The 12,358-nt window shown below is 46.7% G+C and carries 13 protein-coding genes; 1 reads left to right on the forward strand and 12 read right to left on the reverse strand.

Annotated features, from left to right (window positions below; genetic code table 11):
* Positions 1–20: 20 nt before the first annotated feature.
* From AC0QUU_RS11045 to pth, 10 genes are all read right to left on the reverse strand, one after another.
* Positions 21–1,160 (reverse strand): peptidylprolyl isomerase, encoded by a 1,140-nt coding sequence (locus AC0QUU_RS11045; protein ID WP_474542803.1) that lies wholly within the window; start codon positions 1,158–1,160, stop codon positions 21–23.
* Between the two features lie 197 nt (positions 1,161–1,357).
* Entirely contained in the window at positions 1,358–1,978 is a 621-nt protein-coding gene (locus AC0QUU_RS11050; RefSeq protein WP_474542804.1) for a hypothetical protein, read from the reverse strand.
* Positions 1,979–1,995: 17 nt separating this feature from the next.
* Positions 1,996–2,349 (reverse strand): hypothetical protein, encoded by a 354-nt coding sequence (locus tag AC0QUU_RS11055; protein ID WP_474542805.1) that lies wholly within the window; start codon positions 2,347–2,349, stop codon positions 1,996–1,998.
* A 33-nt stretch (positions 2,350–2,382) separates the two neighbouring features.
* Complete coding sequence (locus AC0QUU_RS11060) at positions 2,383–3,069, reverse strand: vWA domain-containing protein (RefSeq protein WP_474542807.1); 687 nt, start codon at positions 3,067–3,069, stop codon at positions 2,383–2,385.
* A 32-nt stretch (positions 3,070–3,101) separates the two neighbouring features.
* The gene (locus tag AC0QUU_RS11065; protein ID WP_474542809.1) at positions 3,102–4,274 is read right to left on the reverse strand and encodes a protein kinase domain-containing protein; all 1,173 of its coding nucleotides are present in this window, start codon (positions 4,272–4,274) and stop codon (positions 3,102–3,104) included.
* Positions 4,271–5,236, reverse strand: a complete 966-nt coding sequence (locus tag AC0QUU_RS11070; RefSeq protein WP_474542811.1) for a PP2C family protein-serine/threonine phosphatase — start codon at positions 5,234–5,236, stop codon at positions 4,271–4,273. Before AC0QUU_RS11070 ends, AC0QUU_RS11065 begins: the two co-directional genes overlap by 4 nt.
* 23 nt (positions 5,237–5,259) lie before the next feature.
* Positions 5,260–5,937 carry a hypothetical protein gene (locus tag AC0QUU_RS11075; RefSeq protein ID WP_474542813.1) on the reverse strand — a complete coding sequence of 226 codons (678 nt, stop codon included), beginning with the start codon at positions 5,935–5,937 and terminating at the stop codon, positions 5,260–5,262.
* An 18-nt stretch (positions 5,938–5,955) separates the two neighbouring features.
* Complete coding sequence (locus AC0QUU_RS11080; protein WP_474542814.1) at positions 5,956–6,414, reverse strand: hypothetical protein; 459 nt, start codon at positions 6,412–6,414, stop codon at positions 5,956–5,958.
* Between the two features lie 165 nt (positions 6,415–6,579).
* Complete coding sequence (gene mfd, locus AC0QUU_RS11085) at positions 6,580–9,927, reverse strand: transcription-repair coupling factor (protein WP_474545569.1); 3,348 nt, start codon at positions 9,925–9,927, stop codon at positions 6,580–6,582.
* Between the two features lie 92 nt (positions 9,928–10,019).
* The gene (gene pth / locus AC0QUU_RS11090) at positions 10,020–10,592 is read right to left on the reverse strand and encodes an aminoacyl-tRNA hydrolase (RefSeq protein ID WP_474542815.1); all 573 of its coding nucleotides are present in this window, start codon (positions 10,590–10,592) and stop codon (positions 10,020–10,022) included.
* 199 nt (positions 10,593–10,791) lie between these two features.
* On the opposite strand from pth, the gene AC0QUU_RS11095 reads away from it, so the two are divergent.
* Positions 10,792–11,226, forward strand: a complete 435-nt coding sequence (locus tag AC0QUU_RS11095) for an FMN-binding protein (RefSeq protein WP_474542817.1) — start codon at positions 10,792–10,794, stop codon at positions 11,224–11,226.
* Positions 11,227–11,297: 71 nt separating this feature from the next.
* On the opposite strand, the gene AC0QUU_RS11100 is transcribed toward AC0QUU_RS11095, so the two are convergent.
* Together AC0QUU_RS11100 and AC0QUU_RS11105 are read right to left on the reverse strand one after the other, a co-directional pair.
* The gene (locus AC0QUU_RS11100) at positions 11,298–11,561 is read right to left on the reverse strand and encodes a glyoxalase (protein ID WP_474542818.1); all 264 of its coding nucleotides are present in this window, start codon (positions 11,559–11,561) and stop codon (positions 11,298–11,300) included.
* The gene (locus AC0QUU_RS11105) at positions 11,554–12,228 is read right to left on the reverse strand and encodes an HAD family hydrolase (RefSeq protein ID WP_474542819.1); all 675 of its coding nucleotides are present in this window, start codon (positions 12,226–12,228) and stop codon (positions 11,554–11,556) included. Before AC0QUU_RS11105 ends, AC0QUU_RS11100 begins: the two co-directional genes overlap by 8 nt.
* Positions 12,229–12,358: the final 130 nt, after the last annotated feature.

Below are 12,358 nucleotides of genomic sequence, written 5' to 3' on the forward strand. Positions count from 1 at the left end.
TCATATTTTCTGTATTTTTTCTATTCAGACGTATCATCGGAAGTTCCGCTGTCTGTTGAAGAGCTGCCGTCCGTTGTACTGTTATCTGTTGTGCTGTTGTCTGTCGTGCTTTCATCCGTTGATGTATCTTCTTCAGTCGTTGTGATTGTCACGCCCTGATCAATGAAATCAATCTTATCCCAGGCTTTTTCATCAACATCAATTTCTGTAGCATCTCTCCATTCTTCGAGAAGAGAATTATACTGATCCTGTCTTCTCTCTTCAACAATCTCTTCCTTTTTTGTATCCGTAGCGTCCCGGTCAAGGAGGCTGGTAAGCTGGGCAACATAAAGACCACTGTCTGTCTCAATAACATCTGTCACATCGCCTACCTCTGCCAGAGCATCAGCTGCTGCAATCAGATCAGTATCATATGTGGTACTTTCTGAATCAAACGTTGCCTCCTGTGCAGTTGTAGATGACTCTTCCGCAACATCCGCCATGTCTTCCCCGGCTTTTACTCTCTCGGAAAGATTCTGTGCCGCAGTCTTTAACGCAGTCTTTTCATCCTCGGAAAGTTCTGTGGTATTTCCGGAATCATCGGTTGTTGTGTATGAGAAAAATACATAATTCATTGCTTTCTGCGCGGCTTCCTCATCAGATACCTCCTCATCAACTCCTTCTCTCATAACACTGTACATTTTGTTCTGAATTGTGGCAAGCTCCAGATATTTTTCAATATCCTTTTTATATCCGGAAACTACTTCTTTCGCTTCTTCCGTATTATCCGCATCAAACTGAGCTGCGGCTTCGCTGATTGCCTCTTCTTCTTCCTCGGTAAGACTGATGTCATAATCTCCTGCATGCTGAGAAATCAGGTACATGTTCTGAAGGCTTTCCAACAGACCGTCTTTTGTAGTTTTTTCCGTTGTCTCCCCCTCATATTCCTGACTCCACATATCCTCAGCCGTCATACCGCTCATCATGCTGAGATAATATGTCTCATACTGTGCCTGTGTCATTCTGGCATAGAAATTAGCCACTCCAAGTGTAACCTCTTCATCTCCTACTGTCATGACTACCGCTTCTGTATCCAGAGAGCCGCTGCAGCCTGTAACTGACATTGCCGCCAGTACACCGGCAGCGGCAGCCAGTGCTGCTCCTTTTCTTAATCGCATCATGTATAAGCCTCCTCTTCTTACGCCGAAAGCTGTATTCTGTTGTTTTCGTATCCTTACTCCGGCGCCGGGTCTGTATTATAAAATCTAATGCCCGCATATACTGATACATTATAACGTGTTTTTTTATTTCTAACAAGTAGAAAACACAAAACAAACATGAATTCCCGAGTCGTCTGTACTCTCCGCCTGTTTCCGGCCTAAAAAGCCACGTACCATTTTAGTCCCGACTTAAAAACAGTAAGCTCAGTATCATTACTTTCTCCCATAAAGCTGACCTTCAGTTCAAGATTTTTAGCCGCATCCACCTTAATGCCGTCTCCCCCTATATCCTGATACGATTCTTCCAGGTCTGCCACATCTGAAGCGCTCAGATTTTCTACATCCGTTATTTCATAATCTATGTTTATGCTGCCAAAGCTGCCCAGGCCGCCAAACATTGACTGTATCTGATCTGCGGCCTCTGCCCTGCTGATTCCTTCTTCCTCCAGCATTGCGTCGAGCATATCCGGGTGAATCGCTGAAAGAAGTTTGTCTCCGTCCTGTTTTTCAACTCCCTGGATAAGTGCCCTGACCGGTCTGTCATAACTGGTTATTCTGACAAAAAAGAAAATCCCTATACCTACCGCTGCTGCCGCAAGTACTCCGATCACAATAAATATCCATGCTTTACTCCCTGATTTTTTCGGAGCCGGCCCGGGATTTTCAATAGGCGGCCTGTTCACTGTCCGTCCGTCTGCAGCGTCTGTGGCTCTTGCTCCGCAAAATGTACAAAAACTATCTCCTTCAAAAATCGGTTTCCCGCAATTTCTGCAAAACATCTTATTTCCTCCCCCTATTACAGATCACCCGGTGTATCAAAATATTCTTTGAACTCCGGCGTTTCTTTTTTAGTATTGATTACCAGCTTTGGCGATTCCGACTCCGGTGCAGACTTAGGCACCAGATTTTCCGTTTCAGGTTCTGTTCCCGGAATCTTCTCTGTCGGATACGCCGGCCCGGTCTTCTTCACTATTGTTTCCGTCCTCCTTACGGGATCATCTGCCGGATTCACCGCCGGCACTCTCCCCGTCGCCCTCAGCCATGCCTGCTCATCCTCGTCTGTCCACGGTCTTACCGGCGTTCCGCACTCCGCACAGTAGACTCCGCCTTCCTCTATCCTGCATCCGCATTTTCCGCAAAATCTCTGCATATTCCGCTCCTCCTTCAAGATATTTCTTATTCATTAAAAGCTGTTGCATATTGCGTCTACAATCTCACGGTATGTATATTCTTCCAGGCCTTTGCCGGCTGTAGACGGATAATGAATCACATTGTTCCATGTATTTGTAATCTGCTCCCAGTACGGCTTCTGAGGAGCGAAAAGTACCAGACGCTTTCCGGAATTGGAGATAAACGTCTCAGTCTGCTCGTCACCCCACCAGCTTGTAAGCTCCGCAAAGGACTGGGGCATTCCCTTCGGATAGTTGGACGCTGTCTTTCCAAATCCGATTTCATGGGTTGAAGCGTCCGTCCACACAACAATGACATTCCTTCTTTTTGTTCCTTCTTTGCTCCAGTCTGATTTTATGGCATATGCAAGCGCTTCCAAAGCGTCTTCCGGCTCATCTCCGCCGCCTTTTGCACTGATACTCTTTATACAGGTTTCAAACTCTCTTGCCTGAGCGGGAAGGTCAAAGAAATTGGTTGCAAACATTGCTCTGTCCCCGTCTGCCAGATAGTCCCTAAAAGCAATCACACGGATCCGCAGCCGGTCAATACTTTTTTGTTTCTCATTCATAACTTTGGTCACATCATCATAAAAATTAAGCGCATTCTGCTTCACTGTTTCAAGGACAGGAGACATGCTTCCCGTCGCATCGATACAGAATACCATATCTACATTGTACTTCATTGTCATAAAATCCGTCATTTTCATTTCCTCCTCTGTCTTAACTGTACTTTTTATAAATTACCGGGCGTCTGAAAATATTGCTCAAAGGTGCTTTTTGGTTTTTTCCCATTTTCTGTGCCGCTTACGCTCCCTGCGTTCTCCGTTTCCTTCAAATCCTTCCTGTCCTCCGGTCTGAGTCCTATGGTAATAATCAGTTTTGAGTGCCGCCTTGGTCCGTCTGTCGGTTTTTCTTTTCCCGGTAAAATATCTCTGTTATTTTCTATACCCGGATTTTCCGTACTCCCGGGTACCGGCTTCTTTTCGGGTGTTTCTGGTTTCTTTACAGGTTTAGCCGGCTTCTCCGGCGGTTTCACTACCGTTTTCTTCACCGGATTCTTTTCAAAATAACGCCACCAGGCGTCTTCCAGTTTTATCCTCTTTTTCGGATCACTCTCCAGCATGGATACCAGCAGTTCCTGCAGTTCCTCCGGAACTGATCTGTCACAGTACAAGTCCTCCCCATTCAGAAGAGCTTCAAAGGGGTAGGAATACTTATTTGCGTCAAATCCCACTCTTTTCCCCGTCAGAATCTGATGAAATACAAGCCCCAGAGCGAACACATCCATTGCAGAATCCGGTTTTCCTTTTTCTTCCGCAATAATCCGGAACACTTCCGGTGCTATATACCAATAGTCTCCGTGAATTTCCTCCACATCTGCCGGAGGCTCACTCTCACGGAAACAAGTGTCAAAATCAATCAGTTTGGCCGTTATCGCCCCGGAATCAAGTCTTTTATACAGTATATTCTCCGCTTTTATATCGCTGTGGACAATTCCCGCTCTGTGAAGCTGCAGAACCGTATGCAGAAGCACCCGGCAGAGCCGCACTTTTACAGTTACGGGCTGCTCATAAACCACAGCCTCGTCTACAGCTTCTATCTGTTCTGTTGTAATATAGTACTTACTTCCGTATCGAAAAAACTGTTCTATCCGTACAAGATTTCCGTCAGAGCAATTATTTATATCGGAATACAGCTTTTTCATTTTTTCTTCATATTTTCTGCATCCCGCCTTTTTACGCTCTACCTGTTCTTTCGTCAGAAGTTCTGTATATACGGGATATACAGGCGACAGAAACTCTTTGATAAAATAGCGGCGTCCGTTTTTCCTTGCGAATCCCCATTTTGAAAATCCGCTGTTATCGGCAGTCAGACTGCCTTCCAGCTCATATTCATTGATTTTCATGTCTCATCCCTCTTCTGATATATTTCATAATCCGGGCGGTAAACTGCCCACTGGCGGAAAAGTTCCTGTTCGGACGTATCCGGAAGAAGCGGATACGCACGTTCCATATACCGGTATCTTTTTTCACAGGATTCTTTCAGTTTCCTGAAACTGCCATACCCCACGCTCATCAGGCTCATGGTATAGTCGTCTCCCGCGATATTCCTAAACTGTTCGTCCAGCGCGTTCTGCCACTGCACAATACTCTCGCTTGACAGAAGGGTGCTCAGCAGCAGCTTTTCAAACTCCATAGGAGTTCTCAGATAGCCAAAACATCCGTCTGTCGCCGCAAATACGATACACGGCTGATCCAGTTTTAACTTTCTTACGTTGATCTGATACGGGTGGGAAGCCGATACCACATTGTTCATCCCGGCATCCTGCCTCAGATTTTCCATTGCGTCTGTTACCGGAAGATCATCCACCGACACCTGTTTCAGTCCCTGTTCGTCCAGTACATATACTCTGGAATCGCCGCTCCACAGAAAGTCTGCCAGCAGTCCTTTCCCGCCGGGCTGCACTATTGCCGCGGCCAGAGTAGACGGGAATTCTTTTGTCATGCTTCCTTTCAGCATGGTTCCTGTCCCGCTTTTCTGCTTCAGGCCGGCAAGCCTGGCATCAATCGCGTTTTTCAGTGTGGCGCCGGAAATCCTGTATATCTGCTCTTTTTCATCCCAGCTGCTGTCAAACCAGCTGCCGGTCACCTCAGAGAGTACTCTGGAGGCAATAAATGCCCCGGTTTTTTCGCCGAACATCTTATATATTTTTGCTCCGCTTCCTCCGCATCCGTCAAATACCCCTGCAAGTCCTGCCCTTTCATTGACAGAAATCAGAAAGCTGTCTTCACCTTTCTGCTCAATTTTCTCTCCGTGGACCACAAAAAACTGATCAATTATTTCTAAGAAATTATTTTTTTTCTGCATCCTAACAATCTCCGCTTTCCTTCTTATATCTGGTCCGAACTGCCGTTGTTCTGACTGTCTTCCGGCCATGAATCCAGAGAATCCTCACGGGACGGATCAGCAGTATCATCTGTATTTTCATCAGAACCGTTTCCTTCATTCAGGCTGCCATCCTGCTCAGAATCACTGCTTTGATCCTGCTCACCGTCCTGCTCATTTCCACCGTCCCAGTTCTGCTGGCTTTCCTGGTCTTCCAGTTCCTGCTGCCTTTTTTCTTCTTCCTCCTGACGGAGTCTTTCCGCTTCTTCCTGCTCGTCTTTCTCTGTCTGCTCTTCCCAGGCGGATCTGTAATCCTGTACAGACTGTTCCGTACTGTTCAGTCTGAGATTCAGCCGGATACAGGACAGGAGCAGCACAATGTTTATTATAATTACAATAAAGAAGCATACAAACATTTTTCTCCGGAAAGATCTGCTGCATTTCTGCTCTTCCCGAACGGAATGAAACAGCATATTCCACTCCTGTTCCGGGAACATGCAGCTCTGGATAATCCGACTTTCCGGTCCGTCCGTTCCATTCCCGCTTTCTCCATAAGGGATCTGAGCCGTGTACATTTCATCATTAAATCTTTCCATCTGTACCATACTGTCCTGCTGTTTCCCGCATTTTCTGCATACAGTCTCTCCGGGTTTCAGCCGGCTTCCGCAATACTTGCATATCATTCCTCATTCCTCCTGTATCTATTTCTGTCTCTGTCTTTTCTTTCCACATACCTGACAGTATTCCTCCGACACCGGATTTTCCCCGTCACAGTATATGCAGCGCCAGATATCATGTCTGGCACTATATGAATAAACAATAACAGACTCCCATTTCTTTTCCTTTGTCCGCTCAGTTTTTTTCTTTGTCATTCCCCTGCCATATGACAGTTCTGCCGCCTTTTTCTTGCCGATCTCCCGCGACTCTTCTTCTGATTCTTTTCTTTTTACATCCCTTTTCTCTTCTTCTTTTTCAATTTCCTTCTTTTTTTCAGCCTCAGACAGAACCCAGCTGTCTTCTTCCGGCTCTTCATAGCCGCCTCCGTCGTCTTTTTTTCTGACCGCCAGCCAAATCAGTACTGCCGCGGCAATAATTACAATCAGGACAACGATTATCGTTGTCATATCTGCTCCGCCGTATGTAGTTCCGCTATATCCCATTCATTTTCCCTCCAGCATCATATCTCTTCAGAGCCTTATAACAACAAAATTATACAAAAAAACAGTGCGGAGGTCAACTGATGTAACCTTTCCGCACTGAAAAGCTGCATAAAAATATATAATAATGCATAAAAGGGAGATAAAACCGCTTTTCCAAAACTTTCCTCAAAAACAGAGACTTTTTATATCTTCCAGAATTTTCCGGATTGTCTCCAGAATATCCGTCCCGTTTTCTTTCCCGCTCTTTCCTTTTTTCTCATAAAAGAAACAAGGGGGCTCTTCCGCCCGGAATCCAAGGTTGTTTCCATATCTTTTAAGGAGCCCCGGGATTTTCTGAGGATCAATTTTCGCCCGCTCATACATGATAAAACGTATCTGACGTCCTTTCTGCTCCACAGCAGTCACATAAGCTGAATGAGCCAGACCTTTCAGAAGAGCAATATGCAGCAGCTGCTGCACCTTCTTTGGAATGTCTCCGAACCGGTCGATCAGTTCTTCCATCATATCGTCCATCTCTTCCTCTGTTTCAATAGCGGCGATTCTCTTGTAAATATCCAGTTTCTGATACTCATTTTTAATATAGGATCCTGGAATATAAGCATCTACATTCACATCCATTGTGGTTGTATAGATCTCCTCTACCTCTCCGCCTTTCAGCTCTTTTACCGCTTCTCCAAGCATTTTGCAGTACAGATCATATCCCACCGCTTCCATATGGCCGCTCTGTGCTTCCCCAAGAAGATTTCCCGCGCCCCGGATCTCCAGGTCCCGCATGGCAATTTTTATTCCCGAACCCAGATCGGTAAACTCCCGGATAGCCGCAAGCCGCTTTTCCGCTACTTCTTTGAGGAGCTTATCCCTTCGGTAAAGAAGAAAAGCATAAGCCATACGGCTGGATCGTCCCACCCGGCCACGAAGCTGGTAAAGCTGAGCCAGACCGAACCGGTCCGCATCCTGAATAATCATAGTATTGGCATTCGGGATATCCAACCCCGTTTCAATGATGGTTGTAGAAACAAGAACATCAATATCCCCGTTGATAAAGTCATACATGATGTCTTCCAGCTGTCTTTCATTCATCTGACCGTGAGCGAAAGCCACATTGGCCTCCGGGAGCATTTTCTGGATCTTTCCCGCTACATCCGCAATATCGCTGACCCGGTTATATACATAATACACCTGCCCACCCCGGGAGAGTTCTCTTTCAATAGCTTCCCGGACCATCTCATCATTATATTCCAGAACATATGTCTGAATCGGCATGCGATCCTGAGGCGCCTCCTCCAGTACGCTCATATCACGGATTCCGATCAGGCTCATATGAAGAGTCCGGGGAATGGGCGTGGCTGTCAGAGTCATTACATCTATATTTTCTCTGAGCTTTTTGATTTTTTCCTTATGTGTCACGCCAAACCGCTGCTCCTCGTCAATAATCAGAAGTCCCAGATCTTTATATCCCACATCTTTGGACAGCACACGGTGAGTTCCGATTACAATGTCCACCAGGCCCTTCTTCAGATCTTCCACTGTCTTTTTCTGCTGCTGCGCTCCGCGAAACCGGCACAGAAGATCGATACGGACAGGATAATCCTTCATCCTCTGGACAAAGGTATTGTAATGCTGCTGAGCCAGAATCGTTGTAGGAACAAGGTACACAACCTGCTTGCCCTCCTGGACCGCCTTAAACGCTGCCCGGATAGCTATTTCTGTCTTTCCGTATCCTACATCTCCGCAGATCAGCCGGTCCATAATTTTGGTGCTTTCCATATCCCTCTTTGTATCTGCAATAGCCTGCATCTGATCTTCCGTCTCCTCAAAAGGAAACATTTCTTCAAATTCTTTCTGCCATATCGTATCCGGACCATATACAAAGCCCTCTGACTGCTGCCTTACGGCGTACAGTTCTACCAGATCTTTCGCCACCGCCTGTACAGCTTTTTTCACCTGGCTCTTTGTTTTTCCCCACTGGGCCGTTCCCAGTTTGTTCAGCTTTGGCTTCCTGCCGTCCGCTCCCGAATATTTCTGAATCAGGTCCATCTGCGCTACGGGAATATAGAGCACACCGCCTTCGGCGTAGGATATTTTCAGATAGTCCTTAACAACTTTGTCTACCTCTACCTTCTCAATTCCCTGATAAACGCCCACGCCGTGGTTTTCATGCACCACATAGTCGCCGGGTCTGAGTTCCGTAAAATCCTGAATCTTCTGCCCGTCATACCGTCTGCGCCGCTTCTTTTTCTTCTTTCTTCCAAAAATATCCGTCTCCGAAATCACGACAAACTTCAGCATGGGATATTCATATCCTTCTGCCGCGTAGCCGTAGGAAACCATAATTTCACCGGGATTAACACACCGTTCCATATCTTCGCTGTAAAAACTGCTCAGGTCATAATCCCGCAGATCTTCCGCCAGCCTCCTGGCCCGCGTCCTGGAACCGGACAGAAGCACCACCCGGCTGCCGCTGCGCTTCAAACGCTTCAGATCCCTTGTCAGCAGCTCAAAGCTGTTGTTGTACGGATTCACGCTCTTAGTCTGAATACTGTATGTCCGGCTGATATGGAATTCCCCGCACTTTGACTCCAGCGTAGTACAGGCGATCCCTGAATACCGGTTCATTTTTTCTATAATCTCCCTGACCGGATATACAGTGAGAGCGCCTCCACCCGGATTCATCCCTGCCTCTTCCCGGTTCTGTCTGCTGTGAACATACTCTTCTTCCACATCATCCGCCTTTTCTTTCAGACGAATTGGCTCATCCAGGAAAAGCAGAGTTTTCTTTACGGGAAAATAATCCAAAAAGGAGACAGTTTCCATCTCTTCAGTCCAGTTTTCCGATGCGGGATAAATCTCTATTTCCTCCAGATTTTCCACAGAGCGCTGACTCTCCACATCAAAACTCCGGATGGAATCAATCTCATCCCCCCACAGTTCAATCCGCACCGGCATCTCTTCGGTCAACGGATAAATATCCAGAATTCCGCCTCTTACCGCAAACTGTCCCGGGCCCTCGACCAGGCTTTCACGCTCATATCCCATGCCTGCAAGTCTGGTCTGAAGATCTGCATAATCTACCGTCTGTCCGTTCACCAGACGAATTTTCTGCTGCCGCACCGCTTCCGGGGCGGGAAGTCCGTCCAGAAAGGCGTCTATGGTAGTAATTACCGTAAGTTCCTCTCCCTCGTCTTTTTCAATCAGCGCGCGCAGAACTTCCATCCGCCGGCTGGTCAGCAGTTTTCCTTTAATATCCGCATAATAAAAGAGAAAATCCCGGGCCGGATACAGACAGACATTCTCATTTAAAAACCGATATTCTTCAAAAGCCTTTTTTGCTTTCTCCTCACCGGAAAAAGCGATGACCCGGTATTCCCAGCCATCGCAGAGCGCATACATCAGATGGGTTTTCTGTGAATTCACACATCCCGCAATCTGTATAAAACCTTCTTCTTTTCCTCTGTTTTTTACGATTTCCTGATAATCCGCAAGCTCTGTCAGCGGAGATAGTAACGCCTGCATACTGATTCCTCTCTCCTGTTTTTCTTCTTCCTGTCCTTTCCGGACAAATCTTTTCAAAAATATATTCCCGAACCACCTTTTTCCCGGCCGGGTTATTCCATCTTCCGGTTATACCTGCTCATGGCGCCGCCAATATCTCCGGCGACAATCATCCGGGCCGCGTCAGCTGCCCGGTCAAATCCATCCTCCATCTGTGACTGTTCGGCTTTGCTGAAATGTCCCAGAACATAATCCGCCAGGTCATATCCCGGCGGCTTCTCGCCCACTCCGACCCGGATCCGGGGGAACTCCTGGGTTCCAAGATGTGCGATAATATTTTTTATCCCGTTGTGTCCCCCTGCGCTTCCCTTCTCCCGGATTCTCAGCTGTCCTGTATCCAGGTTCACATCATCATAGATTACTATCAGTTCATGAGATGGATCTGCTTTATAAAAATCCACGACGCTCCGGATACTCTCTCCGCTCAGATTCATATAAGTCTGCGGTTTTATCAGAACCACCTTCTGTCCTTCAATAATCCCTCTGCCGGTCAGAGCCAGATGTTTTTTCGTGTCTACCGATATATTATATTTGTCTGAAATACGGTCTATTACATCAAATCCAACATTATGCCTTGTCCCCTCATACTGCCTTGAAGGGTTCCCAAGTCCTGCTATAATAAACATATTTTTCATTCCTTCCTGAGGTAAAAGCGTCCGGCCCGTACAGCTTTTTCTTCCTGCCTTTATGCCGGCGCTGTTTATTTTAACCGATACCGCGGGGTTTGTCACGCAAAAGCCGCGAATAATTTTCCATTTTCAGGCATACACTTATAAAAAAACCGGCAGGCTAAAATTAAGACTGCCGAAAACGGGAGGTAATTCTATGGGTTCCAGAACGAAGATCATTGTCCTGCACATGAAGGAGATCATTTATACAGCAATCTTCGCCGCACTTGGTATACTGCTGATTGTCCTTCTGGTCATCATGTTCAGACCCGGGGCCGAAAAAGAAGAGACAGGTACAGACAAACAGTATACGCCGGGCATCTACACATCCACCCTTACTCTGAATAACACAAATCTGGAGGTGGAGGTGTCTGTAGATGAATCCCGTATCAACTCCATACGGTTTTCCAACCTGGATGAAACTGTAACTGCGATGTTTCCTCTCATCCAGCCTGCTATAGAAGATATCGCGGAACAGGTCTATGAAACTCAGTCTCTGGATGACATAGCGCTGTCCGATGACGCTCCCTATACATCTCAGATTATTCTGGATGCCATCAAAGAAGCAGTAGCGAAAGCCGCAGTCCAGTAAACTGCGGCTTATCCTGTGTCTGTAAATCGAAAATCTGCACTGCCGGCTTCTGCTGCTTCGCCGTATCTGTTCTATCCTTCAACAATCAGATATCTGCCGTCAGAGAGAGGAAATACTTCAGCTGCTTCCTCCAGCTCTTCTTCCGTCATCCCGCTTACATCTGCCCCTGTTTCCTCAAAATACTCTCTGACTTCCTCAATCGAATCAACAATCACTGCCATACAGTCTTCCAGAAAAGCCTCCGCTTCTTCCTGTGTCTCTGCGACAGGTTCATCGAAAAGCTTTGTCTGATTTTCTAAAAAAGCAAGCAGATCTTCCTCTCTGAATTCACTCATACTGCTCCTCCTGTTCATTTGTAATTTTAAGAATCTCCTCTGTAGAATTTACAATCAGCTCCGCTCCGGCTTTCCGGAGATCTTCAGGTCCCCGGAATCCCCAGGACACAAGAACGGTTTTTACTTTCGCCGCCTGTCCGGTCTGAACATCTACTTCCGAATCCCCGATATAGATAATCTCTGAAGGATCCGCCCCCAGTTTTTCTGCCATCAGCAGAAGCGCGGAGGGATCCGGTTTTCTCGGGACTCCTTCTTTCTGGCCCCACACAATATCGAAAATATTCTCCCCGAAAATCCGGCTGACCACATGTACTGCCTGACGGTCAGGCTTATTGGAAAGGACGCCAAGCTTTATATCCCTTGCCTTCAATTCCGAAAGAAGGGAAACAATGCCCTCATAAGGCTTTACACGATAGGTGCAGTTTTTATCGAATATACGCCGAAAAGCCTGAAAGGTCCGCGGAAAGAATTCTTCTTCCGAAACTCCTGCGGCTTCCAGAGACTTCTGAATCAGAACTTTCGCTCCGTTTCCCACAAACATTCTGCACTGTTCCCTGGTAATCTGCGGAAGTCCCGTTTCCTTCATCGTTTCATTTACAGAATAGGTAAGGGAGTCCAGCGTATCAGTCAGTGTTCCGTCCAGATCAAATATACAAGCTTTATACATACTTTCTGCTCCTTTTTCTCTGTCTGTGTTACCGCCCTGCAGGACGGACAGTACCCGCTGTACTGTATACAGCGCCGGCACAGACCGGCGCTGACTTAATCATAGTATGAAGACAGAAAAATATCAATCC

This window comes from Mediterraneibacter sp. HA8405 (assembly GCF_056148955.1).

What these genes read in the sequence shown, in the direction of transcription:
- AC0QUU_RS11095 (WP_474542817.1), top strand. Translation starts at nt 10,792, where the DNA reads ATGGGTTCCAGAACGAAGATCATTGTCCTGCACATGAAGGAGATCATT.
- pth (WP_474542815.1), bottom strand. Translation starts at nt 10,592, where the DNA reads ATGTTTATTATAGCAGGACTTGGGAACCCTTCAAGGCAGTATGAGGGG.
- AC0QUU_RS11065 (WP_474542809.1), bottom strand. Translation starts at nt 4,274, where the DNA reads ATGAAAATCAATGAATATGAGCTGGAAGGCAGTCTGACTGCCGATAAC.
- AC0QUU_RS11050 (WP_474542804.1), bottom strand. Translation starts at nt 1,978, where the DNA reads ATGTTTTGCAGAAATTGCGGGAAACCGATTTTTGAAGGAGATAGTTTT.
- AC0QUU_RS11060 (WP_474542807.1), bottom strand. Translation starts at nt 3,069, where the DNA reads ATGACGGATTTTATGACAATGAAGTACAATGTAGATATGGTATTCTGT.
- AC0QUU_RS11075 (WP_474542813.1), bottom strand. Translation starts at nt 5,937, where the DNA reads ATGATATGCAAGTATTGCGGAAGCCGGCTGAAACCCGGAGAGACTGTA.
- AC0QUU_RS11080 (WP_474542814.1), bottom strand. Translation starts at nt 6,414, where the DNA reads ATGGGATATAGCGGAACTACATACGGCGGAGCAGATATGACAACGATA.
- AC0QUU_RS11055 (WP_474542805.1), bottom strand. Translation starts at nt 2,349, where the DNA reads ATGCAGAGATTTTGCGGAAAATGCGGATGCAGGATAGAGGAAGGCGGA.
- AC0QUU_RS11100 (WP_474542818.1), bottom strand. Translation starts at nt 11,561, where the DNA reads ATGAGTGAATTCAGAGAGGAAGATCTGCTTGCTTTTTTAGAAAATCAG.
- AC0QUU_RS11105 (WP_474542819.1), bottom strand. Translation starts at nt 12,228, where the DNA reads ATGTATAAAGCTTGTATATTTGATCTGGACGGAACACTGACTGATACG.
- mfd (WP_474545569.1), bottom strand. Translation starts at nt 9,927, where the DNA reads ATGCAGGCGTTACTATCTCCGCTGACAGAGCTTGCGGATTATCAGGAA.
- AC0QUU_RS11070 (WP_474542811.1), bottom strand. Translation starts at nt 5,236, where the DNA reads ATGCAGAAAAAAAATAATTTCTTAGAAATAATTGATCAGTTTTTTGTG.
- AC0QUU_RS11045 (WP_474542803.1), bottom strand. Translation starts at nt 1,160, where the DNA reads ATGATGCGATTAAGAAAAGGAGCAGCACTGGCTGCCGCTGCCGGTGTA.